The sequence below is a fragment of the Larkinella ripae genome, assembly GCF_054780775.1.
Map to the genome: position 1 here is coordinate 78040 of NZ_BAAGVR010000028.1, position 25393 is coordinate 103432.

General features: G+C 50.1%; 23 protein-coding genes and 1 tRNA gene. 12 read left to right on the forward strand and 12 right to left on the reverse strand.

All coding sequences use genetic code 11. The annotated features are described in order from the left end of the window. Positions 1-324 precede the first annotated feature (324 nt). The 6 genes from ACYVHX_RS22120 to ACYVHX_RS22145 all read left to right on the forward strand — a co-directional run bounded on the left by ACYVHX_RS22120 (position 325) and on the right by ACYVHX_RS22145 (position 3510). A complete protein-coding gene (locus ACYVHX_RS22120; protein ID WP_460673871.1) occupies positions 325-489 on the forward strand; it encodes a hypothetical protein in 165 nt (54 codons plus the stop codon). A gap of 40 nt (positions 490-529) precedes the next feature. Further along, positions 530-1834 (forward strand): OmpA family protein, encoded by a 1305-nt coding sequence (locus ACYVHX_RS22125; RefSeq protein ID WP_460673872.1) that lies wholly within the window; start codon positions 530-532, stop codon positions 1832-1834. Between the two features lie 181 nt (positions 1835-2015). Continuing rightward, positions 2016-2089 (forward strand) — tRNA-Arg (locus tag ACYVHX_RS22130). 461 nt (positions 2090-2550) lie between these two features. Then, the gene (locus ACYVHX_RS22135) at positions 2551-2796 is read left to right on the forward strand and encodes a hypothetical protein (RefSeq protein WP_460673873.1); all 246 of its coding nucleotides are present in this window, start codon (positions 2551-2553) and stop codon (positions 2794-2796) included. A gap of 12 nt (positions 2797-2808) precedes the next feature. Further along, a complete protein-coding gene (locus tag ACYVHX_RS22140; protein WP_460673874.1) occupies positions 2809-3336 on the forward strand; it encodes a recombinase family protein in 528 nt (175 codons plus the stop codon). A gap of 21 nt (positions 3337-3357) precedes the next feature. Then, a complete protein-coding gene (locus ACYVHX_RS22145) occupies positions 3358-3510 on the forward strand; it encodes a recombinase family protein (RefSeq protein WP_460673875.1) in 153 nt (50 codons plus the stop codon). A gap of 246 nt (positions 3511-3756) precedes the next feature. Here ACYVHX_RS22145 and ACYVHX_RS22150 read toward each other — a convergent pair whose 3' ends face one another. Further along, complete coding sequence (locus ACYVHX_RS22150; RefSeq protein ID WP_460673876.1) at positions 3757-3930, reverse strand: hypothetical protein; 174 nt, start codon at positions 3928-3930, stop codon at positions 3757-3759. 364 nt (positions 3931-4294) lie between these two features. Next, positions 4295-4939 (reverse strand): GAF domain-containing protein, encoded by a 645-nt coding sequence (locus ACYVHX_RS22155; RefSeq protein WP_460673877.1) that lies wholly within the window; start codon positions 4937-4939, stop codon positions 4295-4297. A 39-nt stretch (positions 4940-4978) separates the two neighbouring features. Between ACYVHX_RS22155 and ACYVHX_RS22160 the strand changes: the two genes are divergently transcribed. The 4 genes from ACYVHX_RS22160 (at position 4979) to ACYVHX_RS22175 (ending at position 10007) form a co-directional block, all read left to right on the forward strand. Further along, complete coding sequence (locus ACYVHX_RS22160; protein ID WP_460673878.1) at positions 4979-5335, forward strand: MbnP family protein; 357 nt, start codon at positions 4979-4981, stop codon at positions 5333-5335. Between the two features lie 8 nt (positions 5336-5343). Continuing rightward, positions 5344-6165, forward strand: coding sequence for a DUF4198 domain-containing protein (locus ACYVHX_RS22165; protein ID WP_460673879.1), 822 nt, complete (start codon positions 5344-5346; stop codon positions 6163-6165). Positions 6166-6199: 34 nt separating this feature from the next. After that, positions 6200-8557: a TonB-dependent siderophore receptor gene (locus ACYVHX_RS22170; RefSeq protein WP_460673880.1), complete on the forward strand. Its 2358-nt coding sequence runs from the start codon at positions 6200-6202 to the stop codon at positions 8555-8557. A 475-nt stretch (positions 8558-9032) separates the two neighbouring features. Further along, positions 9033-10007 carry an IS110 family transposase gene (locus tag ACYVHX_RS22175; protein ID WP_460673881.1) on the forward strand — a complete coding sequence of 325 codons (975 nt, stop codon included), beginning with the start codon at positions 9033-9035 and terminating at the stop codon, positions 10005-10007. Between the two features lie 709 nt (positions 10008-10716). On the opposite strand, the gene ACYVHX_RS22180 is transcribed toward ACYVHX_RS22175, so the two are convergent. The 3 genes from ACYVHX_RS22180 to ACYVHX_RS22190 are packed head-to-tail and all read right to left on the reverse strand — an operon-like array spanning position 10717 to position 13126. Continuing rightward, positions 10717-11016 (reverse strand): hypothetical protein, encoded by a 300-nt coding sequence (locus ACYVHX_RS22180; protein ID WP_460673882.1) that lies wholly within the window; start codon positions 11014-11016, stop codon positions 10717-10719. Positions 11017-11029: 13 nt separating this feature from the next. Next, entirely contained in the window at positions 11030-12439 is a 1410-nt protein-coding gene (locus ACYVHX_RS22185) for a sensor histidine kinase (protein ID WP_460673883.1), read from the reverse strand. A 9-nt stretch (positions 12440-12448) separates the two neighbouring features. After that, positions 12449-13126 (reverse strand): response regulator, encoded by a 678-nt coding sequence (locus tag ACYVHX_RS22190; RefSeq protein ID WP_460673884.1) that lies wholly within the window; start codon positions 13124-13126, stop codon positions 12449-12451. 571 nt (positions 13127-13697) lie between these two features. Between ACYVHX_RS22190 and ACYVHX_RS22195 the strand changes: the two genes are divergently transcribed. After that, positions 13698-14771 carry a fatty acid desaturase family protein gene (locus tag ACYVHX_RS22195; protein WP_460673885.1) on the forward strand — a complete coding sequence of 358 codons (1074 nt, stop codon included), beginning with the start codon at positions 13698-13700 and terminating at the stop codon, positions 14769-14771. A gap of 165 nt (positions 14772-14936) precedes the next feature. Here ACYVHX_RS22195 and ACYVHX_RS22200 read toward each other — a convergent pair whose 3' ends face one another. Both ACYVHX_RS22200 and ACYVHX_RS22205 read right to left on the reverse strand, forming a co-directional pair. Beyond that, complete coding sequence (locus tag ACYVHX_RS22200; RefSeq protein WP_460673886.1) at positions 14937-16049, reverse strand: acyltransferase family protein; 1113 nt, start codon at positions 16047-16049, stop codon at positions 14937-14939. A gap of 704 nt (positions 16050-16753) precedes the next feature. Continuing rightward, on the reverse strand, positions 16754-17179 hold the full coding sequence (locus ACYVHX_RS22205) for a hypothetical protein (RefSeq protein WP_460673887.1): 426 nt from the start codon (positions 17177-17179) through the stop codon (positions 16754-16756). Between the two features lie 693 nt (positions 17180-17872). Here ACYVHX_RS22205 and ACYVHX_RS22210 point away from each other — a divergent pair. After that, positions 17873-18154, forward strand: coding sequence for a hypothetical protein (locus ACYVHX_RS22210; protein ID WP_460673888.1), 282 nt, complete (start codon positions 17873-17875; stop codon positions 18152-18154). A gap of 517 nt (positions 18155-18671) precedes the next feature. Here ACYVHX_RS22210 and ACYVHX_RS22215 read toward each other — a convergent pair. From ACYVHX_RS22215 to ACYVHX_RS22235, 5 genes are all read right to left on the reverse strand, one after another. Continuing rightward, entirely contained in the window at positions 18672-18962 is a 291-nt protein-coding gene (locus tag ACYVHX_RS22215) for a hypothetical protein (RefSeq protein ID WP_460673889.1), read from the reverse strand. Between the two features lie 256 nt (positions 18963-19218). Further along, positions 19219-19614 (reverse strand): response regulator, encoded by a 396-nt coding sequence (locus ACYVHX_RS22220; RefSeq protein ID WP_460673890.1) that lies wholly within the window; start codon positions 19612-19614, stop codon positions 19219-19221. A 500-nt stretch (positions 19615-20114) separates the two neighbouring features. Next, positions 20115-21326 carry a PAS domain-containing sensor histidine kinase gene (locus tag ACYVHX_RS22225; protein ID WP_460673891.1) on the reverse strand — a complete coding sequence of 404 codons (1212 nt, stop codon included), beginning with the start codon at positions 21324-21326 and terminating at the stop codon, positions 20115-20117. Then, complete coding sequence (locus ACYVHX_RS22230) at positions 21323-22144, reverse strand: alpha/beta fold hydrolase (RefSeq protein ID WP_460673892.1); 822 nt, start codon at positions 22142-22144, stop codon at positions 21323-21325. The genes ACYVHX_RS22225 and ACYVHX_RS22230 overlap by 4 nt, the downstream gene beginning before the upstream one ends. A gap of 261 nt (positions 22145-22405) precedes the next feature. Then, complete coding sequence (locus ACYVHX_RS22235) at positions 22406-25282, reverse strand: PAS domain S-box protein (protein WP_460673893.1); 2877 nt, start codon at positions 25280-25282, stop codon at positions 22406-22408. Between the last annotated feature and the right edge of the window lie 111 nt (positions 25283-25393).

Consider the following 25393-nt stretch of genomic DNA (forward strand, 5'->3'; position numbering starts at 1 on the left):
TCTTAAAATGGAATTTTTAGCGTCTTTTGATAGGCATGTTTTAGTTTGGTTTTGATACTTGATGTTTTTATAGTAACAAAATCCGCCCCAAAAACTTGTTGCAGATTCCGAAACTCGGTCAATCCGGCAGAAAGCACAACTGTATCCTTCTGATCAAAGCAATACCGTGTACCTATCCACAAGAGCCGATGTTCGTAAATGATTCGGCCACCAAAACTGGTTAGCTGGCAAACAGCCGAAATTGTAACACAATCACAATCCGGCGGTTTTATTGACTTTATGCCGGATTATGGGCTACTTACGGAAACTTCACACCGAAACGACATGGCACTCGCGTGGTTCATCTCAATCGTGATCCTGGCCTATTATTGCGGAAAGGCGCTACGGACTCCGGGCAAACCCAATTGGAACAAGGCGATTGTGTCGGCGCTCTTCTGGCCGTTGTCGATCCTGACGAACTGGCTGGCCGAAAAGAGAAATCCGCACTAACCACGACTCCATTCGATTTCGACCCTAACCCTCCCTTTTGATGCTGTCAACCATCCTGGCCGGGCTGGTAAGCCTGTCCGCGCTTCGTTGCCCTCCGCCCAGCTCCGCCGTTCGGGCCGACACCCTGTCCGTCAGCGGGCAATGCTGGGACGTTTCGACCGGCGCCGATCTCAAAGCCCGCATCAGCGCGACGGTGGGGGCGGAAGTCATCAAGGTCGGCGAAAGCAATGCCGTGGGCCAGTTTGCCATCCATCTTCCGGATTCGACCCGGTTTTTGACGTTCGAAGTTGAAGGCTACCCAACGACAACTGTGCCGGTGCATATGGTGGGAAAACCCGGAAAGAACGACCGGTTTGGGATCTCGCTGCCGATGATCAACCCGGATTCGCAGCAGGTGGTCCGAAACTATCCGGCGGTTTTGACGCCCGGCAAAAAACCGGAAAAACCGCCCCAGGGGGCTAAAGAGGTTTACTTTCAGGCGAAAGATGCCCGGACGTTCCGGCGTCTGCCGGCCACCGTTTGCTTCACGGATGCTGGCGGCCGCACCCACTGTGCGGCATTGGATTCGGTCCGGATTCCGTCGGCGGTCGGGCTAAAACCGGGTGAGAACTTCGCGTTTGAAGTGCGCTCGGCGGGTTACCAGACCTACCGGGGCAAGCTGGTGGTGGGGCCGTCCGGAAGCGAAGACGTTCTGTATCAAATCAAACTGTTACGGCTTAACAACGTGCTGGCGATGGCGTATGACGTGCCGGAAACTCTGAAAATTCAGTACGAATTTCGGGTCGCTAAAAACCGGGCGGTTCAAACCCGGTTTGACGTGCCCTTGTCGTATTTTGAGTGGAATCTTTTCAAACCGGGCGAAACGTATGAACTGAGGGCCGCGACGGAAGACGGGCGTTTGTTGCTGACGGACCAGTTTACGATGGAACCCGGTTTTAATTTCAAGGTGAATCGCTTGCCAAAACCGGTGTCGCCGAACTTGCCAACGGCGTCGGGGCCCGACCGGTTTTTCGACAGTACGGTTTTGTATTTTGCCCAGAGCGACTACACCCTGCGAAAAGACGCCAAAGGAAAACTGGACTCCATTTCGTGGCTCCTCATCCGGCAACGGGGTCTGGTCGCCCAGCTGACCGGCCATACCGACAACGTTGGAAACCGGGATCTGAACCTGACCCTGTCCGAGTACCGGACCCGCGTTGTTGCCAGCTATTTGCAGCAGAAAGGCATTCAACCCCACCAGCTTTCACCGACCTGGCGGGGCCCCGACTCGCCCGCTGCCCCCAACGACACCGAGGAAAACAAGACCAAAAACCGGCGGGTGGTGGTGCGGCTTTTCCCGAAATGAGGGCTGCCGAAGCAGGTTTCAGTAACGGATTGCTGCAATGGCGTTGACGGTAGAGGCTGCCAGCCAGACGACGGGCAACCGGATGGGCGGAAATCAGGTGGGGTTTTCTTGCGAATTGCGGCCATTGTTGTATTTTTGCGCCCTGAACGGCAGCATTCCGCCGGCTCATCCGTCCATTTCAGGTCCCGTAGCTCAGTTGGATAGAGCAACTGATTTCTAATCAGTCGGTCTTTGGTTCGAATCCAAACGGGATCACTTGATAATCAGTAGATTAGCCACTCATTTTAAAAGAGTGGCTTTTTCTTTGATACGCCGTTTGATACACAATTTGGGGTTGTTACTCGTCCACAATAGCCATTTCCCCCCGACTATTTTTGTAATTTCTTACACTTTTTGCAATTAAATCACGGATGGCGTCAGACGCGCTTATCTCGCGCTCCTCACAGGATGCCATAACTCAGCTTTGAGCTTGCTGCTAATTTTAATGTTCAAACTGCTGTCTTTCATTGTTTTAGTAAGTTGGTTACGTACTACTAAAGATAGCAAAAAATACGTATAACGTGAGTATAAATCAGGCACTTAAAGGTGAGTACGTTGTACACACGGCCCTATGAGAACTCTTGTACGTTCGATTAAGTCTTGTCAATTCAGGCTATTCTCACCATCTTTTAGGTCTCACTATAAATGCTGCACTACCGGCGAAACGGGTAATACGTATGAAAAGAATATTTACGTTCGTTGCCATCGGAGTAGCAGGGTTTATTCAATCATGTACGCAAAGTCATGGACAAACCCAGGTCAGTATCCAGGATGTAGTTTCTATTCGTCATGCGGCATTTAATCACAATGAAGTTAAAAAGAGAATCTCCACGGCTTATAGCATGGGTTACAAAATTGAAAACTCGATTACCTCCTGCTACAATCAAGATTGCTTGACCACATTAGTGTTTGCCTCTAGATAAGTTATGTACGCCATGGCAAAAAAGGCAGCTCAACAGGTAGGAGAACGGAAGTACGTAGCTAATTACAGGGTATCGACGGCAAAGCAGGGCCGGTCAGGGCTAGGGCTTGACGCGCAGAAGGCGGCCGTTGCGGGCTTTGTCAAAGATGCCCCAATCATTGATGAATTTATTGAGATAGAGTCTGGCAAGAACAACCAGCGCGAGCAGTTGCAGCAGGCTATCAATGCGGCCAAGAAACACGGCGCCACGCTGATCATTGCGAAGCTCGACCGCCTGAGCCGTAATGTGGCTTTCATTTTCGCGCTTCGGGACTCGGGCGTTAACTTTCAGTGTGTGGATCTACCCGAAGCCTCAACGTTGACTGTGGGCATATTTGCGACTTTGGCCCAACACGAGCGCGAACTGATCAGCGGCCGGACGAAGGCCGCACTGGCGGAAAAGATTGCTCAGGGTGCAAACCTAGGTAAGCCAGAGAATATGACGCACCAGGCGCAGCTCAAGGGTGCAGAGACCAACCGGCAGAAGGCAGCCAGCAACTAAAACAACCGCCGGGTGTCGGCAATGGTCGCCTATCTACGGAGCCAGGGCAAGACGTATGCCCAGATCGCCGAGCAATTAAACAAGGATGGATTCTTTACCTCTACCGGAAAAGATTTTCAGGCCAAGCAAGTGCAACGGCTCCACATACGGGCTGAAATGGCAAAAAATAATTGAAAAAACTTAAAGCTATTTACTGACAAAAACCCTTAGAGGCAAAGTGTTCAACAAAGGTTAGTTTCTTGACGTTGATTTCTAGTCTGAGTTAATGAATTGCCCATTCTCAACAGGTCAGATAGGGGCGGGAAGAATGATCGTGACTATTAATCTCTCGTTTTTGAGTCAAATCCCTAGTTGTCTCAATTGGAATTCGGCAGTCTGGTTTAATTGACGAAGCTCTTCCAACGTTCTTCTTTGGGCCTTCTAGCTTGCTTCATAGGTAGCGATAAGCGATTTACTTGAAGCGAGATTATCAAAACTGGGAGCAATATGCAAGCCATCAGCAAATTTAAAGCTAATGTGTTCAGTTCGTTTGATTTGCCGTGGTAGTGAACTAATATCCAGCCGGAGCCAATTTAAATGAGATTGCTTATCCATACGCCTGGCCGTTTACAGGGGCAAAAACATTATATTAGCTAAAATGCCTACTCTTGGCAGTCTTTCTAAATCTGGGGTATGATAGCCGTCTCCCACCAAAACTTTCGAAGGCCCAGTATGGTTTGTTCCCACCTTTCGGACTTAAAGTGTGGCCGTGGCTGATCGATTTGCCTGAATAACCGGAATGCTGCCGAGCCGTCAATGAAGATGAATGGGTAGTTATTGAGCGAAAAATAAGTTTCATGCCAGGTAGACGCTCTGGCTCCATAAAAGGACTGAAATCGCAAAAAATAACTAAGAAAACGTAAGGTGACTTACCTGCCCCCCCGAGGGCTATTCCTACGTAAAAAAGTCGGCTGCGATTTTAGGAAAGCTGCCTCAGTATAGTTTCCAGTTCGGTTACCGTTTGCATCATCCGCTGGAGCACATTGTCGGCTGTTTTGCCTGCTACCGGTGCTGCCTGCTCATCCTGAAGAGTTTTCTTTAACAATATTAACCGAGGGGCTATTTCATTGTTAACTCGTTCAACTAACTCATCGAGTTCCCGATTCCGGTTTTCCAAATGCCGTTTTACCGTTGTCAAAGCTTTGTTTGTTTTTCTTAACCCCAATAAATGCACGACCTGTTTGGCAAGTATTTGCAGGGCGGCAAGTTGGTCAGGCCTTAATTGTTTTGGCGTCTGATCAATGACACACAAAGACCCTAACGGATACCCATTGGAATCAACCAGGGGTACACCAGCGTAAAAAATAACATAGGGATCGCCGGTTACCAGCGGATTACCTGAAAACCGCTCATCATTCCTAGAATCTTGGACGATCAGGGTTTCGTTGGGATTTATAATTGCGTGGGTGCAAAAAGCGAACTCGCGGGGTGTTTCCCGGACCTGAAGGCCATGATTGGACTTAAACCACTGCCGTTTGTCATCGATCAGGCTGATCAAAGAAATAGGCGTCTGACAGATTCCTGAGGCCAACCGGGTCAGATCGTCGTAATCTTTCTCGGGCATCGAATCCAGAATATCATAACTTCTGAGCGCACGGGAGGAATGTACTGGGATTGGAACACGGGGTATATTTTCTTTAAACTGGAAGGTACATCCCCCCAGGCACCCATTGAAACAACTGGTAATACCTTTATGTATCATATTGGGTTGTTTGGAGGATACCGCACCCGTACCCTCAACAACTTGCGGACGATAACGTTGCCCTTTGGCGGGCAAGGCATCCAGGTTGTGACGAATCAAACTCCTCAAGTATCTATCAAGGCGGATTTATTAAAGGTTTTTGATGGCGTTACGGCCCTGAGTATTGCCCAATACCCCGATGTTATGATCTCGGCCAAATCGGCAGATATTGCCACTAATTATGCCCAGATGTTTCGGGTCGATCAGGTTACGAATTAAATTTGAGCATGAAAAGAAAAGTCATCCTGATCCTGCTGCTCTGTATAATTGTTTTTTGGGCTCAGGCCCACGAGTTCTGGTTGCAGCCCAACCGATTTTTTGCCGCCGTCGGCGATCTGATTTCCATCGAGGTGTTGGTCGGAGAAGGCTTTAAGGGAGAACGCTCCGAAGGCAAAAAAAACCGTATTGTCCAGTATAGCCACTGGATTAAGGCACTGCCCCGCCAGGACCTGACACCTACCTTATCCAAGGGCCAGTATGGCCTCACCTCCGTCAGGATGACCTCGCCGGGCACGCACCTGATTGCCCTGGCTAATACCAATAAGTACCTCTCGTTGAGTTCCAAAGAATTTCTGGCGTACTTGAAGGAAGATGGGCTGGACCTGGTGATTCAGGCCCGCCAGCAGAACGGCGAGTCATCTAAGCCCAGCCGGGAAGTGTACCGCCGGTGTGTCAAAACCCTGATTCAGGTGGGCTCCACGCCCGATGAAACTTTTGCCACGGCCACCGGCATGCCCCTGGAAATTATTCCGGTTCAGAATCCCTATGCGCTGAAAAGTGGGCAGACTGCCGAATTCCGCGTACTGTACCAGCAGAAACCGCTGGCGGGAGCTCTGGTCCGGTATTGGAACTACGTCCCGCCCAAAGGCACTTTGAAGCATGAGCAGCAACGGTCGGATAAAAAGGGTCGGGTTCGGTTTCCGCTTCGGCCCGGGCAAACGATGGTCAGCCTGGTCTGGATGGTTCCCTACGAAAAGTCCTCGCCCAGCGACACGACCCGGGCCGACTGGCAGAGTTACTGGAGCAGCTTGACTTTTGGCGGCCGGTAAGCGACGGAACACTCTTGGTATAGAATCCCTTTTGATGAAGACTATTTATTTAATCCTCCTGCTGCTGGCTGGTAGTCGCATATGTCTGGCCCAAACCGGCAGCATTTCCGGCTACATTGTTTCGTTTGATCAACGCCCTCTGCGAGATGTCTCGGTTCGCTTGCAAAACACCGCCTACGGCAGTATAACCGACGACAAAGGCTATTTCACCATGGCCAGGGTGCCGCCCGGCAATTACACCCTGATTGCTTCATCGCTGGGGTATTCGGTGGTGAAACAAAATGTGGTGGTGAGCAGCAAAAAGCCCACCGTGCTGGAGTTTCAGCTTTCGGAAGATTTGAAAGAATTGCAGGAAGTAACCATCACCAGCCGCAGGAGCTCCTACAAAACCGACCATTCGGCGCTGGCAACCCGCAGCGATATTCCCTTACTGGCAACGCCCCAGTCCGTGCAGGTGATTTCCCAGCAGGTCATTCAGGACCGGCAGGCGTTTACGCTCAATGACCTTGCCCCGTTACTGACGGGCGTCAAAGCCAACAATTCGATGGGCGGTTTTGCCTTGCGGGGCTTCACCGGCTACAACCCCAATGATGCCAGCTTTACCACCTTCAACGGCATTCGTGGCACCCTTTACCTGTGGAGCCAGCAACCGCTGCTTTACAATATTGAAAAGGTGGAGGTGCTCAAAGGCCCGGCCTCGGTGCTCCTTAGCGAAGGGATGCCGGGGGGAGTGATTAATTTTGTCACCAAGAAGCCCCAGGCCCAACAACAGCTGGAATTCACCGCCACCTACGGGAGCTGGAATGCCGTGAGGGTTTCGGGTGATGCCACGGGTTCGTTAACCAAAAACGGTAAGCTGTTGTACCGGGCCATCGTGGGCTACGACCGAACGAATAGTTTTCGGGACTACCAGGCGGTAAAAAATCTGTTTCTGGCCCCGTCGCTCACGTATCTGTTCTCTCCTTCGACGAAACTCAACCTGGAGATCAATTATGCCCAGCAGCGGGCCGTGCAGCAGTATGACCGGGGCACCTACGTCAAAGATAACGGCAATGAGACCTTCGATTTTAATTACTACCCGACCAACCTAACGGTTCAAAGTCCGTCCGATTTTGGTAAAACCAAAAACTCCTCGGCGACACTGACCTTTGATCACCGGATCAACCCCGCGCTTTCGCTGACGGTGGTCCAGCGCTACGTCCGGAGCCGCTTTAATTTCGCCGATCATTTTGTGGTGGGCAGTATTCGCAACGATTCCGTCAGCCGCACCTATTCGTATTGGGACTACGACCAGTTCAATGCCCAGACGACCGTCTACTTTAATTACAAGGTGGGCCGCGGCTGGGTAAAACACAGCCTCCTGGCGGGCATCGACTATAACCGCTTTGGCTGGTCTAAGAACGATTACCGCAACTCACCGACCACCCGCATCGCAATCCTGCGCCCGGACTACACCAATGATGTACCGGCGCCCAATCCCGCCGTTGATTACTACGATGATAACCGGCAGGTCACCAATCTGGTGGGTGGCTACGTGCAGGACCAGATTAGTTTAGGCTCTCAACTTAAAGCGTTGCTTTCGCTTCGCTACGATCGCTACCGTCTGAAGCAAGTTCCCCTCTCGGACCGGGATGATCTGCAAGGGGATGAATCCGACGCTACGGCCTGGTTGCCCCGCTTTGGCCTGGTTTATCTCCCCATGCCCAACCTTTCTTTTTACGGCAGTTACACCAAATCGTTTGCTCCCCAGTTATCCAATAGCGGGGGGGCGGGTGGGCCTTTTCCGCCCCGTCAGGCGGAGCAATACGAGGTCGGCTACAAAGGGGATTTTTTTAAAAACCAGCTATCCACGATGGTGGCGCTATACAGCATCGACTACACCAACATTCTGGCTGCGGATCCCACACCGGCCAACCCCAACCGGCGAACGGTGGTGCCTGGCACGCGGAGCAAAGGGCTGGAGGTGACGCTGCAAGGCTCGATGAAGGGCCTGAGTGTGCTGGCGGGCTATGCCTACAACGATCATGTGCTGACTTCTACCAGCACGCTGGGCAAACAGGGTGACCGCTACGTGAACGCACCCCATCATATCGCCAATACCCTGGTGAAGTATACGTTCAATAGCCGGGCTCTCAATGGGCTGAGCCTGGGGATTGGGGGGCGTTACACTAGCGATCAGGTGGGCAATCTAGCCCGACAATCGTTTATTGTACCAGCCTCCACGGTGCTGGATGCATTGGTCAGTTATCAATTTAACCGCTTCAGCGCTCAGTTCAACCTGTATAATTTGACCAATGCCCGCTATTTCAACGGCGGTTTATCCCGGAACACCGTGGCGTCCCTGGGAAATCCGATTAATTACAGAATAGGGCTAGCGTATCGGGTATACTAAGGGATTAAGGGACAGATAGGATATTTTTTGATAATATAACTACCTATCTAATGGTATGTTTGATAGTTTGATACATAAAGATTCATTTGTCTCACGCCTGGAGCATATTGCGAAATGACATTAGGTGGAGTTAGCTACCACAAATCTTTGTAGTTTGAACCCTTAATAAGCAAATCCCATGTTAATTGTTACAACGGTCAGTTTTAGCAGCTATGCAATCTAATAGGGATAACATAGTACGTTTGTAATAGTTGCGCAACTTCCTTATTTTGAATATCTTAAACAAGATAAAGAGCCACCAGTGTGAGCAAGTCTGTGGTTAACATGGGCCAACCCCGCACATTATGATCTGACCCACACTGGCCAATTTTGCAACCTTGAACAGTTCCATTGGCAAAACCCGCGTATACTATGCTAAGTGGCAAAGTTGGTGGCTGGTTATCAGACGAATATCAACTTTCTTTCCCCTTTCTCCATGAAAACGTATGTTGGTATCGATGTGGCTAAAGACTCGCTCGCCCTAGCATATGCTGAGTCAAACAACGTCTGGAAAACAGGCAGCTTTTCTAACTCACCGGAAGGGATCCGGCGGCTGATTAGTTTTCTTCCTCCAGCTGCTCACGGTGTGGTAGAAGCCACCGGGTCCTATTCGGTACTAGTAACTTATATGCTCTGTCAGGCCCAGATCTGCCTTTCAGTGATTAACCCTCGGCAAAGTCACCACTTTGCCAAGATGCGACTATCGGTCACTAAAACTGATGAGAGCGATGCGGTACTATTAGCTCGCTATGGTCAGATGACTCAACCAGCTATCTATCAAATGGATAGCGATGATTTGCTCAGACTGCGTCAAAAACGAACGTTGCTTCGCCAATATAAAAAGCACTACCGGGCGATGCAGAATTTGAAGCATTCGTTTTCGTCTCTACCGGTTAAAGATGAGCCTGTTCAAATCAGCTTGGCACATATTCTAGAGGAGTTGGAAACTGAAACGAAAACTTTAGTGAACGAGATTGAACAGCTTACCAAAGCCCATTTTAGTCAGCAGCTGAAGCGATTAACATCTGTAGTCGGGATCTCGACATCGATTGCCACGGCCTTAATTGAAGTAACAAGTGGCTTTGAGCACTTTCATTCGGCGAAAGCTTTGGCCAAGTTTATTGGTGTCGCTCCGGTAATTTATCAGTCCGGAAAACTGAATGCGGTGAAAGGGATTTGCAAGACAGGTGATGCTCAACTGAGGAGTATGCTCTATGTGGCGTCATGGTCGGCGATCCAGCACAATAAAGCGTGTCGAGAGTTGTATTATCGGCTAAAAGCGGCTGGCAAAGCATCGAAGGTAGCATTAATTGCAGTGGTCAATAAACTACTTCGCCAGGCATTTGCAGTCGTGAAGTTTGATCAAGATTTTGACCCAAATTATTTGCCAGTTTTACGTACTTGTGCTTGACTTTTAACACAGTTCATAATGCTGATAAGGCACTACCATTGGGAATATGAAATAGCCTCCAAAGAAAACCTAACAGGCGGGTGGCTCATAGTATTAGCAACAAGGACAGTAATTCACGTAATAATCATTGGCGGCAAATCGAACGGTATAATAAAAAGGGTGCCTGTCAACTATGACTTTTAATTTGATGATCCGTCAACTTAGAGTTAAATTCTTTTTTAATAGATGATAATCAATAAGTTATATTGATAAGTTCGAATCCAAACGGGATCACCTCGGTAGTCAATAAGGTAGCCACTCCGTTTAAAGAGTGGCTTTTTCTTTGATACCTAATTGAAGATATAATTGGTGTGGTATTCTTTCACGCCGGCCATTTCTCTCGATCCTCTTTGTGATCCCTGACCGGTTTTGCTAAAAATCGCCAATCACATCGGATGCGTATACGTCGCCCTCCCCGGGAGAGCTTGTTATCAATGCATCCAGGATTATAAATTATTTTCCTAAGGAAATTATCAGGGGTTCTTAAGCAAATTCTAAGGAGTGGCAGCCTATTTTGTATTGTCGAATGGATTGGGAGTGAGGTACTATTTATCCTGATTGTTCCGCGTTTTTAGGTTAGAGTAAATAGCCATTCGACTTTCGGGTGGCTATTTTATCAATGCCTGAAGGGCTGCTGGCAGCGGTGTATGGATCACAGGCAACAGGAAAATTAAAGACGGTTTTGTTTAAGCGCTGGTCTGTTCAGGATACCGCCGGTGAAAAGTTGAAGAATAGAAAATGGATCAAAGAAGCCCATTGACGTATGAATTGTACGAAACGGAAAACCAGAAAAATGTCCTGCAAGGCTAATCGGCCCGCTAAATTGTCGACCAAAGGGGTAACATTCAGGCACCGCGTTGACTGGACCGTGATTCTGACGGTCATCGTGTTCATCTTTGTTCTTTTGTTTAAAATTCAGGTTGAGGTGTCCTGAAAAAGGTAGCACACGGAAACGTTGGAATGTTTCCAACGAAAACAACCTGTTAGAGGCTGCCCTGTTGCCCCAGCGGGTTACGGGGAAGGAGGACTCGAAACAAGATGGGTTGTCCGGCTACGGAGGAAACGCTGATCTGTCCGCCGTGCAGACGAACAATTCGCTCAACCAACGACAATCCAATGCCATAACCCCGGGCCAAACCGGCAGTCTGGCCACTGCGGTAGAAAGGTTGAAACAGGTACGGCAAATCATCCGCCGGAATGGGCGGCCCTTCATTTTGAATTTCAATTCGGATGGCAACCGGATCGAACTGCGCTTTTACCACCGCCCGTCCGTCTACGGCAAATTTACAGGCATTTTCCGCCAGATTTTTCAGAGCCGTACTCAGGAGGGTTTTGTTGCCCGTTACCGTTAACTGGTCGGGGTCGTCCGGTAGCTTACCCAAATCGACGGCAACCGCATAACGCGGGTTGAGTGCGATTACCTCGTCGCGAATATCCCAGATGGCTTCGTCAATTCGGACTGTGTCGGTCAAAAAACCGGCCGCCTGGTCCTGACTCACCTGGGAGAGCAGTAATAACTCATGCGTCAGTGCCGCCAAATCCCGGACGTCATCGAGCACCGACCGAATGGTTTGCCGGTAGGCTTCCGGATCACGCTGGTTCAATAAGCTGACTTCCAGTTGCGAAGTGACCTGAGTAAGCGGATTCTGGAGTTCGTGGGATGCATTGGCCACGAAGAGCCGCTGCAAGCGAAACGACTCCGAAATGCGGTCGAGCAGCCGGTTAATGGTTGACGACAGCCGGCTGATTTCGTCTCCGTCGTCTCCAACCGGGAGCCGTTGATCCTGATTACTGGGAAAAATACGGCCCAACTGTTCGTCAAGCCGCTTCATGGGCCGGAGTGCATCACCGGCGTATAGCCAACCCGAAAACAAGGTAAGACCCGCAATGAGAATAAATAACACGATCAGTGCTCCCTGCAAATAACGCATAAACGATTCGCCGTATACGTTTTGTGCGAGTGCCAGCACCACATACTGAGCGGCTGGCTTTGAGGGTGTTGTGATTTTCAACGGGATGCCTAAACCCTCGTACCGGCCCTGGCGAAAATCCTGCCGTCCCTGCTTCCGAATGGCCAACAGACGATCCAGAGGAATCAGGGAAACCCCCGCGGGGTCGGTGGTAAAGATGATCGAATCCCGCTCATCCAGAACAATAATTTTTTGTTCGGGCAGCTGGTCCTTGCGAATCAAGCCAAATTGCCGAATCAACTCAAAATTCAACTGGTACCGAGTGAGCATTTCACCGTACGTGCTGGCCTTCCGGTCGAGTCGGCGGTAAAAATCGGAGGTGACAAAATACGCGCAGAAGGCATAAATACTGATAAAGGTAATCAGCAGAATGGCGGATACCAGGGCGGTAAATCGCAGCGCCAGACGGTTGCGGATGGTCATAGCGCCGGATTAGTGTTCTTTGAAAACGTATCCCATGCCAAACTGGGTATGAATGAGCTTGCGGTCAAAACCCCGGTCCATTTTTTTTCGGAGGTAATTGATATACACTTCCACCACATTGGTGTCGGAATCAAAATTGAGATCCCAAACCTGTTCCGCAATTTCGGATTTGGATAGGACCCGGCCCTGATTCCGCATCAGGAACTCCAGCAGGGCAAATTCGCGGGCTGTTAAATCGATGGGCTGTCCATCGCGGGTTACGATTTTGGCATCCAGGTTCATTTCCAGACCTCCGTAACGCAACGTACGGGCCGTCATCGCCACCTGCGTTCCTCTTTTGGTGAGCGAGCGTACCCGCGCCAGCAATTCGGAAAACTGGAACGGCTTGGTCAGGTATTGGTCGGCTCCAGCGTCGAAACCGGTGATTTTGTCATCCGTTTCGGCCAGGGCCGTCAGCAGCAGAACCGGCGTGGTAAGTCCCTCCGCCCGCAGTTGGCGAATCAGTTCATAGCCATTAATACCCGGCAGAATAACATCGGTAATGATCAGAGCGTAATTATTTTTCAGGGCCAGCCGACGGGCAATTAAGCCGTCGTACGCAATGTCTACTTCAAACTGACTTTCTTCCAGCCCCTGCTGAATGGCCTGTAACGTTTTGGGTTCATCCTCGATGACGAGCAGTCTCATGAACGATTGATAATACGGATTGTTCTCTAATAACCTCCTTTAGGGATAATAAGTTAAGGCGATTGATAAACTTGTCCAGCGTAATCCCGACGGTATTCAAGACGAAAGTTCAACCACCGAAATAGCTGCCGTATCAGCCTGTCCTGGCAGGCTGGAAACCTGCCTAAGTGCTGGAGTGTCCGTGATTTGATAGTGGGAGAAGGAGAGTGAAGAGGAGCGTCATGCCCCTCTTTTTAGTTTCCGCAGTTCGCGTTTAGGGATGTTGCTTCGTTTTTCCTGTTACTTTTGCCGGCAAGCTACCCTACGCTTTTACCATTACTTTTACGTACCTCAGCTCACGTAGGCCGCCGTATCGCCTGGGTAGCCTGAACCGGTTTGCCGGTTTTCGTTTTAAACGGCCCCGGTTCAACTAATGCGTACTGAAGTGGGTTGCCGGTTTTCACGCAGTGAATGAGGAAGTCAATTAAGGGCACTTGTTACGGGCCTGTTGATTGTTTTTAGCCTTTTAATATAATGGTTTCCATCTATTAAAAGTTATAAGTTGAGTAAGGTTCATATTTCCCTGTTAGTAATGAAGTCTTTACCATTTATCCATGATCCAACCGGTGTTCCAAAGCCGAAGGGTTTTCTAGACCGGTTTTTGGTTCGATTTATCAAAGACGAACGCGATTTGCCCTTTGTCCGGCTAATTGCAAAAATCACGGTGGTGCTTTTACCCCTGAGTCTGGTCCTTTATCTGCCTTTTGTAACGGGCGTATGGTGGTGGTGCCTCGCTGCCCTCCACTTTTCGGTTAATCATGTTGTCTTTAAAGGTCCCTTTGGCTTAATGTTGCATTGCACCAGCCACCGGCCGCTGTTCCGGGCTCGCTACCGCTGGATGAACCATTATCTGCCCTGGGTTATCACGCCATTCTTTGGACAAACGCCCGAAACCTATTACAGCCACCACATTGGGATGCATCATCCGGAAAATAACCAGCAGGAGGACGACAGTAGCACGATGGCCTATCAACGCGATAATGTAAGGGATTTTCTGCGGTACTTCACAACGTTTCTGTTTATGGGGCTGATCGGGCTGACGACTTACCTGACTCGCAAGAAAAGATCCAAGCTGGCTCACCGCGCGCTGATCGGTGAATTGTCTTACTTCGCGCTTTGCATTGGGTTGTGTTTTGTGAATTGGCCCGCTACTATGGTGGTGTTTATAGTGCCTTTTTTTGTTTCACGGTTCATAATGATGTTGGGCAATTGGACCCAGCATAGTTTTATTGATCCTCATCAGCCGGGCAATCCCTACACCAATGCCATCACCTGTATCAACATCAAGTACAATCACAAATGCTGGAATGATGGCTACCACATTGCCCACCACGAACGCCCTTCGCTGCACTGGACGGAATATCCCCTCTATTTTCAAAAGAGTTTGCCCTCCTATGTGACTAATCAATCCTTGATTTTTGAGGGGATTGGCTATCCGACTGTCTTTTTTTTCCTGATGACCCGAAACTACCCGGCGCTGGCTAAGAACGTAGTCAACGTTGACAATATGTTCGAAGATGAACAACAGGTCATTCGGATAATGCAGCAACGGACCCGGCCTTTTACATCGGCAGCTAAAGCCGTCGATTTACGTATGGTATCCTGACCAATTGGTAGACGACGTCTGGCTCCGATTCCTTTCCAAAACGCGAGCTAAATGCCTTTGAAGTGATCCATAAGAAGGGCAAGAACCACAAACCGCTGTCGTAGGGAACTCAGCGAGGTTTGAGTTATTTCGGTAGCCTTATTCGCACCTACTGCTACGACTTCGCTACTTCAGCGTTTTTCGCAGCCAGGCCCGTACCGGTTCATCGTACAACTTCAAACTGGCATACGCCAACACGATGGCGCCTGAAAAGGTGAGCATTGCATAAGGCCAGGCCTGCCCTAATGTAATGCCCTTGTGATTGCTTACCCAGGCGACATAAAAATAGACCAGCACATAATGCGTCATGTACAGGGGATAGGAAAGGTCGCCGAGGAACTGACAAATTTTCGCTTCCGCCTGATTGCGCACCACACCACTGGCACCGATATAAACAATGAGTGGAAAGACAATGATGATGCAAAACGCTTCGTACAAACCATTCATCCAGAGATGTTCGGCACCGCCTATTCTTGGCATCAGCAAAACAGCTGCCACCAGCAGGCTACACCACAAGAACGCATAGTTGATGGAGGTAGGCCGTGTTACCCGGGATAAAAGCAAACCGGCAAAAAAAGGATATAGGGTCCGCGTTATCCCAATACGCATGTGTTCCGCATTGAGTGTCCAGCCACCGGTAACGTCGCCGTTCGGATTCGTAACCGCAAAGTGCACCAGCCCGGCAGCGGCCAGAACGACAAAGCAAGCCAAGGCCTTGTTTGGTAATTTCCGTAGACCCAGCGCGTAAAGAATATTGGCTATATACTCAAAAAATAAGGACCAGCCCACACTATTGAGCGGATGCATTTCGAACCAGCCGCGAATATCCATCGACAGTGGGATGGGCAGAAGCGTGTAGCCAATCAGCATAACGACGATCAGTTTCCACCCCGGAACGGTATGAATAAGCGGCCAGATCGTTGAGTCGGTAAAGTAAAAACCGATGGCGCCGAGCGTCATGCCCAATACAACGAGGGGTTGCAGCCGCTCGAACCGGCGCCGAAGAAAACCGCCGATGGTTAATTGGTCCCATCTGTCGTCGTAGGCGTACCCAATGACAAAACCGGATAGAAGAAAGAAAAAATCAACGGCCAGATAACCGTGGTTTACAACATTGTCAAGGTGGCTGGTGGCAAGTGGCTCGGTCAGATGAAAGAATACTACGATAATCGCTGCTACACCCCGAAGTCCATCTAACAGGTGATAATGCGGCTTCGTGCCAAGTGTGTTATTGTCCATTCACAGCAGAAAAGTTGGGCAATATACGGTGGCTGGGCCAGGGATTACATGGAATTGACCTTTTATTTCTTCCGAACCGGTTGATTCAGAGCCATGGTAGAATTACAGTAGGGATCAGCCGCTTCCCGCAGTTAATAACCCGGGGAGTGTTTAATCCCTGGCGCTGCAATGCCCGCTGAAGCGTTGCTTCCGGGACAAACTGCCCGGCCGGCGGGCATCGTGAGAGGTGTCCGGTTACTACCTGACTCCTGCATGGTTACCCTGTTACTTACGGGGGATTGCTCAACCGACAAAATGATTTCCGCACCATGACCCGGTTTTTGAAGGTGCCGGAACAAAGAAAACAAACCAGTCAGACAAACCGCCTGACCATTTTATAAGAACAAACCGGCTTAGTACGGCCAAATCCTCACTTTCACCAACAACCCGGAAGCGGTGTGGTTTATACGGCTGTGGGATCGATAGAGGGGTTGTCTATATTAGTGTATAAGAGTGAATAGCCAGACGGAGACCTGTCTGGCTATTTTTTTTGAGCTACCTACCTACTTCCCTGCCGTCACGCGGTTAAACAGGGGAGTGGTAAAAGTGTTATGGATTGAAATAACCGGGCAAACTTCATTACCCGGTTATTTTTGCAATTCGTATCCCTGACCAACTTCCCACCTTACGACCTACGTTCGCAAGGTAAATCGTCCTGAAAAGCGTTAAGGAAGATCCGTGAACGGTAAACGCGGTTTAATCATGGGACGGCCTGGCTGGTCGTGCTGCACAAGCAGGATCGGTGCCATTTCGAAACGCTGCCCCCTTACCAGCGTCTGAAATTGATGCCATGCATTCCTGCCGGGCCCGGATCTTTTAAAAATCGGGTGGTCCTGATCGATGAGAGGACGGAATATATTCTTCAAATAGTTTATCATTCCATAAGCCAGACCTGGCGTACGTTGGTACATTCTACCTTGAAAAGATTTTACAGTCATGGCAATTGAATTAATATAAAACAAAATGAAAAGATCAACGACAGCTATCAGCGGTTGACGAACCCGACTCTGGTCATCAAAAAACCGATGAAAAAAAATAAACAAACAGAAAGCTAAAACCGGTGAACGGGCGACCCAATAAAGTGGAGACAAGGGGCCGTTGAAGAGGTAGCTACATACTAAACAGTTTATTGGCCGTTAAGTTGCTACGGACAGCCTTTTTATTTGAGGTCAGGCGTGTTGGGGACAAAATTTGCTGGAATAGGGTTAAGGTACAGCGCTTTTGTTTGCCATTTTTCGTCTTGATTCGGCTTTCAGTTAGGCTTTGATGCCGACGCTTTTTCAATCCTCTCTTCAATCTTTTGTACCCAAACGTTCCTGGGCGAAATGCCTTTGCAGCCCGTTAGCGCAGCTTTTCCGGTTGTATTCCAGTTAAATTCTACGGAGAGTGGGCGGTTTTGAACGGCTGCCTCCGGCCTTCTGCGGGTTTTCGCACGAATCTCTGCCATCCTTTCTGAAAATCGATAGGACTGATGGTCAAGGGCCACCACTTTAGATCCGTATGTAAAATAAATAGGGCCGGCAGGGAATTTAACCGCTCCGGGTACGTTATCTTACTATCTGCTTCTGCTTCATCAGTTTCGAAATGACAGGCCATTCAACCCTCTCATGGCGTTCCTCTTTTAGTCAGGCACTTCTTTTTCGGATTTAGTACGCCAATTGCGAATCGAACAAAATGGATCCGTCCGGCTTGTTATTCCGGACAGTCTTCGGCGTAGTTGATGTTGCAGACTACCTCCTGTCGACTTCTAAAACGGATTGCACAATCATATAAAACCTTTCAGTATGGATCAATTAGCCAGTAAGCTCCGCAAAATCAAAGAGAATTCGACTCAGACCACAGGCGGCTTTTGCCTCACTGATTTTCATGCCTCAGATGCCAACAACGGTTTGAAGCTTTTTCGGCTGCATTTTCGGCGGCAGGGTGCGTTGCGGCCAACCTCGTTTGATGTATCCATCCATTATTCCAGTAACTTTGTGGTGGACTATCGAGACCGGGATCAGGACACTACCCGTCTGCATTTTGCCGATAGTGAAGCCGTCCTTGACTATTTAACGGCGAAGTAATGGCCGATTTGGCAGCCGTAAATGGTGAGAAATTGGGTTTGACCGACTTTATAATTCCAAGTTTCGTTAACTAACGCTATCTTTTCACCTAAATCTCCACAGTATGGCCCAGCAAAAAGCTCCCACGAAAGGCAGCGCCAAAAAAGAGGCAGCAAAGTCATTAAAAGAGAAAAGAGCCGACAAACAAGCCAAGCGTGATAACAAAAAGGACTACTGATTTAAAATCAGTCACTTGTTTTCGCGCAAACGCAGTTCGGATGAGAATCGTTTAAACTCCTCAGAATTACTTGAATCGAATGGCTTGGAAGTTTGCTTCCAAGCCATTCATTGTTTATACCTGATACCGCACCAATGAGCGGGCTGATCACGGCCAACAGGCGATGAACCAGGCCGGTATGAACAAACGAAAGCAGCACCAAATAACCGCTCCAAAGGCCCTTTCGCAAAAACTGATCTTGACTTAACCAATTGGGCAACGCACGTAGCTGTTTATCGCTCTTGCCCAAAACGCTTGCCTTTAGGGGTTTTCTTCATAGGGATAAACCTCATAAATCATGGCCGTGGAGGTCCCGTCGGCAAAATCAATCTTTTTCAAAAGTCGCAATACGCCCTGGGTGAAATCAGTCAGTGAAGAATTAAAGGCAATGTAAAATTGACGGTATTGCGTTGCCACGGCCCCCCCGGTTTTAAAGACCAGATTGACCTCATAGCCGTCCACCCGTACATCAATCAATTGCGCGTCCCGTGGTAAAGCCACCTCATTAAAACCGGCAAACAGAATAATGGTGATTTGTCGGGCTGCGGTCATAGGAGGGAGGGTAAAACCGGTGGAAGAATAAGCGGCCTTTTAAGTAACACTGTGTCGATAGTCTTCCCGGCTCCGTCCGGCGGTGTTGACAAAACCGGGTTGGTTTGACAAACGGTTTTCCAACGGTTTAAGAGAGCTTCCCGGCGGCTAGAAAGGCGACCAAGGCCGATCGTAGGTCAAAAGCAACAGGCTCCATACGTCCTTAGTCAAGGTGCAACATCCGGTTTGACGGCGCCCACCGGTCAAAGCAGAGGAGTTATTTAAGGATTACTAGGCTTTTGACAAACCCAACCATATCGCTCATGGCATTTGATTTATTCGTGAATCCCTGGGCACCCAACTGTCGGCAGCGATCGGCCTCCGTTCCATCGGAAAGGGATGACCAGACCTGCACGGGAATGGCCTGGAGGTGCTCCTGGTGCTTCAGCCATACTAGGACTTCGGGAGCGTTGTAAGGGTATGGTCGCAGGTGGTAATCCAGTAACAACAAATCCGGCAGAGGCTCATCAAGAGCCAGACTGGTCTGTAGATCGGGAACGGTAAGCACAACTTTTACCTGAACCTGGTCTTTGTACACCAGTCTGATCGTAAATAACAGCAGTTTGCCGATGTCGACATGATCATCGGCGACTAACAAATAAAAGGGTTTCATCAGCAGCGAGCTTTCTGAATAAACTTTTCTTGCCTTCAGTTGCCCTAATTCGGGGGTTGAAATGAGGAAAAGGCCCGGATCAGGACAACCTCCAAAACGGTTACTTGCACCGTTGCTGGATACCCGTACTGCTTTTTGATGGTCGTGGTTGAAACATGAACCTTCCTGTTTGCGAAAGTCGAGTGCTTATTATTGGTGTAAACGAATCCGTCCCGACAGGTTGTCGGCCGGTATTTTTCGCAGGACGTATATTGGTACAGTTATTGTAGGGATAAAACCGTATATTCTCTGTTTTATTTTCGCTTACTACCCGGCTATCTGGTCGGGTTTTTTCTTTGGGTATCAGCGTGATCAAATACAGGAATGAAATATCCAGAATTGACAAAACTCAAGAGTTCTGTTTGGGAAATAGCTCAAGGAAAACGAGTGCTGACGCTAAATTTAACGGCCAGGCTCCTGCCCATTCACCCGCCTGGTTTTCTGAGCGAACAGAAATTTTATTAAGGCTGCCGGACCGGCAGGAGAATGGTGAACTGAGCCCCGGCCCGACCACTCGTGTTAACCGAAATAACCCCGCCATGATTCGCTACAATTTTTTTGCAGATGGCCAGCCCAAAACCCAGTCCTAAAAAGCCTGCGCTGGGCTTCTTATGGATCTGAAATAGTTTATCACTTAGCCCCGCTTCAATACCGGGACCGTTATCTCGATACGTAATCCGAACAAACTCTTCGTAGCGGTACTTGCCCTGAATAGCCCGGAAACCATTGTGCTCGATGAGTTGGCCCGCGACGGTCAGTTCAACCGCTACCTGGCCTGGCTGGGTCCGAAATTGAACGGAATTCTTCATAAGTTGGACGAACAATTCAATTAACTGCCTGGGATCTCCTTCGACCCGGGGCAACCCTTCAGTCGTCAGCTGAATGCCATCCGTTTCAAACTGCTGGCTGACCCTCGTCTCGGCTTCTTTCATAACCTGCTGTAAATCAACCGCAGTGAAACGGTGTGGGGCGGCTTCAAGCAGCAGGTATTCACGCAGGCGCCGGATTAATTCCCGCATATTCTCACTGGCTTCAATGATCCGGTCCAGCAACCTCCGGTCTTCCGCCAGCAGGTTTTCACGCACATCCTCCCGCAACACATCCGCCAGTAGGGCAATCTTTCGCAACGGCTCCTGGAGGTCATGAGTAATCAGTTTGCCAAATTGCCAGAGTTCCTGGTTCTTCTGCTGTAGCTCCACCAACTGGTGATCCAGTAATTGCTGGTGACGCTCCAGGGCTTGCTTGGCTTCGGCCAGTTCCTTGTTTTCACGCAGCGCCTGTTCGGCCAGATGTTTGGCCCGCAGAATTTCCTCCTCGTACTTTTGGCGCTGATGAACCGCCATGCAAATGCATTGATAGACCGGTGAATCACCCGGTTTTATTCTTGAGGCATTCAGTAGAACGGGCAGACTTCCGCCACTCTTCATCCGAAGACTCAGAAAAATTTCATCTGCTTTTCCCTGAAGTTTAAGCAACGGATAAAAATGGGTCTGGTAAAAAATCCGACTGGCAATCGTCAGCAGTGATTCGATGGATCGTCCGGTGACTTCCGGGGCGTTGTACCCCAACTGAGTAAGCAGCGTCCGATTAATGCTCACCAACGTTCCCTGCTCATCAAACTGGAAATACCCGGCGGGCATTTCATGGAATAAATCATCTGCCGGTTCACTCATAACCGGTTTTCAAAAGAATGCTGGAGGTATGAATTCATGGCTTTTATCGTCTCCTGGGGCGCACTCATGTGGGGGCAGTGCCCGGTTGCATTGAGCAGAACGAGCTGGCTATCCCGCAGGTGTTGATGAACGTACGTGCCGACTTCGACGGGGGCAATCAAATCCTGAGTGCATTGCAGGATGAGGGCCGGAACCGTCGATTTGACCAGATCCGAACGGTTATCGGATAAAAAAGTAACCTGGGCAAATTGCCGGGCGATGACTGGATCCGTGGAGCAGAAGCTCTCGTTTAATTCCTCAGTGACAGCGGGTTGGTGGGGATCATTCACCACGACCGGAGCCAGGAAATTAGCCCATCCGATGTAATTTTTATCCATGGTTTGCAGGAGCTCCTCAATGTCGGTGCGGCTAAAACCACCCCGGTAGCCCGCAGCATCATCGATGTAACAGGGCGAGGGACCGATTAGAATCAGGCGGCTGAAGCGTTCGGGGGCTTTCAGTGAAGCCAGCAGACCAATCATGCAACTGACGGAATGACCAACAAAAATGACATCGTTCAGATCCAGGGCGGAACAGATGTCGAGCAGATCCTGGGCGTAACCATTGAGATTGCTGTAGCGCTCGGGGTTATAGGCGGTGCGTTGAGACGAGCCCGAACCAACGTAATCAAATAAAATAAGCCGGTAGTTTTCCTCGAAGGCGGGGGTAATGTACCGCCACATCTGCTGACTGCACCCAAAACCGTGCGCAAAAATCATGGGCTGATGGCCGGAACCCCGGATGGTAACGTGATTACGGGCTAGAACGGACGTTTCCATGATTGCACTTATTTGGACTCTTTCAGTAAAGATAGGGAAAACCCTTTGGAACACTAAAACTTTGCTGGTCGGGGCCGCAAGAACCTGCGGTTTTCAGCCTCCTCATTGCGAACCTACTCAGCGATTGGTAAGCAATCTGAATGAGTTTAACCAGGCGACAACTGGGAAATGGGATCCCCGTACTCCAACCCCTTACCGTTGAAGCTAACTAGAACCGCAAGGGGCGCATTCGGAACTGAGTTAATAGGGAAATCAGCTACTTTAAACCGGTAAATATAGGCAAAAAGTAGCACCCTGACCGGGCGTACTTTGGGCCGAAATCGCTCCACCGTGGTTGGTTATAACTTTTTGAACAATTGCCAGGCCAATACCGGTCCCGGCGTACTCGCTGCGACCATGCAGCCGCTGAAATACTTCAAACATTCGGTCCAGGTATTTTTCGTTAAAGCCAATGCCGTTATCGATCACTTTGATGAGGTGATAGGCTTCGGCTTTCCGGCTGGGCTTTATCCCGACCGGAAGGTCATCGGCCGCCACCTGGCTGAGGGTTAGTTCAATCACCGGAGCCACTCCCAACCGTCGAAACTTCAACGCATTGCTGAGCAAATTGCTGAATAACTGACTCAGTTGCAGGGCATCACCCGCGACGGTGGGCAAGGGGGGGACAAGGACCGTAGCTCCCGTTTCTTCGACAACCAGGTCGAGGTCCTGCAGGGCATTTTGGACCACCTGATTCAACGGCACCTGCTCACTCAATTCGCGCTGGGTTGAAATACGCGAGAAATTCAGCAAGTCCCGAATCAGGGTGGACATGCGGCTGGCGGCAGCCTGCATCCGCTCCAGATAATCCAGTTCTGAACCCGATGTACCCAAAATCCCGGTTTTTAAAAGATCACCGAACTGTTGAATTTTGCGCAGGGGTTCCTGCAGGTCATGCGAGGCCACATAGGCAAACCGCTGCAAATTTTCATTGGAGCGCACTAACAGGTCATTGGACTCCAGCAGTTCTTGGGTGGTGGCTTCGAGTTCTTCGTTGATGGTGGCAAATTCTTCGTTGGCTGAACTTAATTCTTCATTGGCGGCTGCCAGCTCTTCGGTGCGCTGTTCCACCTGCTGTTCCAGGAGCAGTTGGTAATTGCGCTGGGCGGTAATATCCTGGGTAACGCCAACCATGCGTTCTGGCTGGCCATCAGCAGCGTAAAAAGGATTGCCCAGCGCCTGAATCCAGTGCAGGCTGCCATCGGGCCAGAAAACCCGGTACTCACTCTTATACGTGCGGTTATTGGCAATGGCTTCGGCGACGGCTTGCCTAACCGGTTGAACATCCTCGGCCACAATGGAATTGATCAAATCCGTATACGTGTAAGAATCATCGATTGGCCAGCCCAGATTTGCTTTGCACTGATCCGTACATTGCATTTTGCCACTTTTTAGATCCAGGTCGTACGAGCCGAGATGACCCGCTTCCAGGGCCAGATTTAGGCGTTGGTACGTTTGCCGGAGCTCCACCTGGGCGGCTTCCAGTTCGTGCCGCGCCCTGATTTCACCGGTGACATCAATGGCAATATCAAGAATGGCGTAAACCTGCCCCGCGGTATCACGCAAAGGGGTGTACGTAATGTTGTAATAGTTATTGGTCATTACTCCATCTTGCACGATCTGCACCAGCGAACCGAAGCTTTGGAACATCTGGCCGGAGGTATACACCTGATCTAAAATTTGCAGGAAAGGCTGGTTCTCGGAGATTAATTCAGGCATCACCTCCCGTAGTGGTTTGCCGCTGATGTCGGGCCCTTTCCCGACAATGTCGATGAAGGCCTGATTGGGCAGTTCAACGACCAGATCCCGGCCCACAAACAGACCCATGGCCGCCGGAGCGGTTGCGATGATGGAGCGGAGTTTGGCTTCACTAGCCAGTAAAGCATCTTCGGCCAGCTTCTGATCGTGCACGTCGACCACGGTGCCGATCATACCCAGGTAGTGTCCGTCGGAACCGAATCGGGGGCTTCCTTTATCGATGGCCCAGCGGTAGGTGCCGTCCCGGCGTCGCAGGCGGTACAATAAAGCAAAGCCCATGCGGTTTTCATTGGCTTCCATGAACTGTTTTCCGGCAACCTGCTTATCATCGGGGTGGGTGGCATCAAGCCAGCCGACGCCTTCAGCCTGGGCGGGCGTCTGGCCGGTGTAGTCATACCAATGCTGGTTTAGGTAGGTGCAGTTCCCATCGGGCTCGGTGGTCCAGATGATGGCCGGAACCGTATCGGTTAACTGCCGGGAATACGCTTCGCTGGCCTGAATTTTTTGGCGGGCCAGCACCTGTTCGGTAACTTCGACACAAACGACGGTTACACCGCTGATGACACCGTCCGGTTCTCGAACCGGCTCGTAGACAAAATCAATATAGGTTTGGTCCAGATGGCCATTTCGCTCGAGTTGAACGGTCAGCTCTTTGGCCACAAAGCGTTCGCCGGTAGTATATACCCTCCTCAACAACTCCTCAAAACCCTGACCACTGGCTTCCGGCAGCGCAGTAAACAGCGGCTTGCCAACGACCTGCTGCCGGGTACGTCCCCAGTACGCCAGAACCCGCTCATTGGCTAGGGTTATGACAAATTGAGGACCACTGAACAAGGCCATGGCCACGGGAGCCTGTTCGAGAATCTGGCGCAAGCGGTTTTCTCGTTCGGTCAGCTGGGAATGATTTCCCTGGTATTCCGACTCCGGCCCGTCCGGATGGTTGGCCTCGACAACGGTATAAAGAAGGCATTGGATCTGGCCGTCGTTCGTGAGTACCGGCTGAATGACCGACTTCCAATCCTGCTCGACAAACAAACCCGTTTCGGGATTGAAAATCGCATACCGCTGATGCTCCAGGTGTTGGGGCTTCTTCTGGGTCACTACCGCGTGAAGAGAGGCCCTTAAACTGGCAGGGCCGGTGGCTGCCGAATGATCAACTCCATTCGGTAGGGCCTCCAGGACGCTTTTGCCAATCAGCTCTTCCCTGCGGGTGTGGGTCGTCTGCAGATAGGCGTCCGTAACTCCAACAATGGTAAAGGTTGGGGCATCGGGCAATAAAATGAGGTGGTTTCCAGGTAAGGCATTGAGAACCAATAAGGCGTCAAAAGGCTGGTCAGTCATTCGGGATTCAAAATGTATTCAACTAACTACGTAATCAGAAAGGGTCCGGTAATGTTTCCAAACAAGGGGCAGCAAATTAAATTTGAGGTGGATTACGTTGTACCCGGGACC

Excerpts from the sequence above, each read along its gene's own strand:
- ACYVHX_RS22230 (WP_460673892.1), bottom strand. The coding sequence starts at position 22,144 with ATGGAAACGTCCGTTCTAGCCCGTAATCACGTTACCATCCGGGGTTCC.
- ACYVHX_RS22135 (WP_460673873.1), top strand. The coding sequence starts at position 2,551 with ATGAAAAGAATATTTACGTTCGTTGCCATCGGAGTAGCAGGGTTTATT.
- ACYVHX_RS22165 (WP_460673879.1), top strand. The coding sequence starts at position 5,344 with ATGAAAAGAAAAGTCATCCTGATCCTGCTGCTCTGTATAATTGTTTTT.
- ACYVHX_RS22175 (WP_460673881.1), top strand. The coding sequence starts at position 9,033 with ATGAAAACGTATGTTGGTATCGATGTGGCTAAAGACTCGCTCGCCCTA.
- ACYVHX_RS22190 (WP_460673884.1), bottom strand. The coding sequence starts at position 13,126 with ATGAGACTGCTCGTCATCGAGGATGAACCCAAAACGTTACAGGCCATT.
- ACYVHX_RS22195 (WP_460673885.1), top strand. The coding sequence starts at position 13,698 with ATGAAGTCTTTACCATTTATCCATGATCCAACCGGTGTTCCAAAGCCG.
- ACYVHX_RS22200 (WP_460673886.1), bottom strand. The coding sequence starts at position 16,049 with ATGGACAATAACACACTTGGCACGAAGCCGCATTATCACCTGTTAGAT.
- ACYVHX_RS22235 (WP_460673893.1), bottom strand. The coding sequence starts at position 25,282 with ATGACTGACCAGCCTTTTGACGCCTTATTGGTTCTCAATGCCTTACCT.
- ACYVHX_RS22185 (WP_460673883.1), bottom strand. The coding sequence starts at position 12,439 with ATGACCATCCGCAACCGTCTGGCGCTGCGATTTACCGCCCTGGTATCC.
- ACYVHX_RS22125 (WP_460673872.1), top strand. The coding sequence starts at position 530 with ATGCTGTCAACCATCCTGGCCGGGCTGGTAAGCCTGTCCGCGCTTCGT.
- ACYVHX_RS22215 (WP_460673889.1), bottom strand. The coding sequence starts at position 18,962 with ATGACCGCAGCCCGACAAATCACCATTATTCTGTTTGCCGGTTTTAAT.
- ACYVHX_RS22120 (WP_460673871.1), top strand. The coding sequence starts at position 325 with ATGGCACTCGCGTGGTTCATCTCAATCGTGATCCTGGCCTATTATTGC.
- ACYVHX_RS22150 (WP_460673876.1), bottom strand. The coding sequence starts at position 3,930 with ATGGATAAGCAATCTCATTTAAATTGGCTCCGGCTGGATATTAGTTCA.
- ACYVHX_RS22210 (WP_460673888.1), top strand. The coding sequence starts at position 17,873 with ATGGATCAATTAGCCAGTAAGCTCCGCAAAATCAAAGAGAATTCGACT.
- ACYVHX_RS22160 (WP_460673878.1), top strand. The coding sequence starts at position 4,979 with ATGTACTGGGATTGGAACACGGGGTATATTTTCTTTAAACTGGAAGGT.
- ACYVHX_RS22220 (WP_460673890.1), bottom strand. The coding sequence starts at position 19,614 with ATGAAACCCTTTTATTTGTTAGTCGCCGATGATCATGTCGACATCGGC.
- ACYVHX_RS22140 (WP_460673874.1), top strand. The coding sequence starts at position 2,809 with ATGGCAAAAAAGGCAGCTCAACAGGTAGGAGAACGGAAGTACGTAGCT.
- ACYVHX_RS22155 (WP_460673877.1), bottom strand. The coding sequence starts at position 4,939 with ATGCCCGAGAAAGATTACGACGATCTGACCCGGTTGGCCTCAGGAATC.
- ACYVHX_RS22225 (WP_460673891.1), bottom strand. The coding sequence starts at position 21,326 with ATGAGTGAACCGGCAGATGATTTATTCCATGAAATGCCCGCCGGGTAT.
- ACYVHX_RS22145 (WP_460673875.1), top strand. The coding sequence starts at position 3,358 with ATGGTCGCCTATCTACGGAGCCAGGGCAAGACGTATGCCCAGATCGCC.
- ACYVHX_RS22170 (WP_460673880.1), top strand. The coding sequence starts at position 6,200 with ATGAAGACTATTTATTTAATCCTCCTGCTGCTGGCTGGTAGTCGCATA.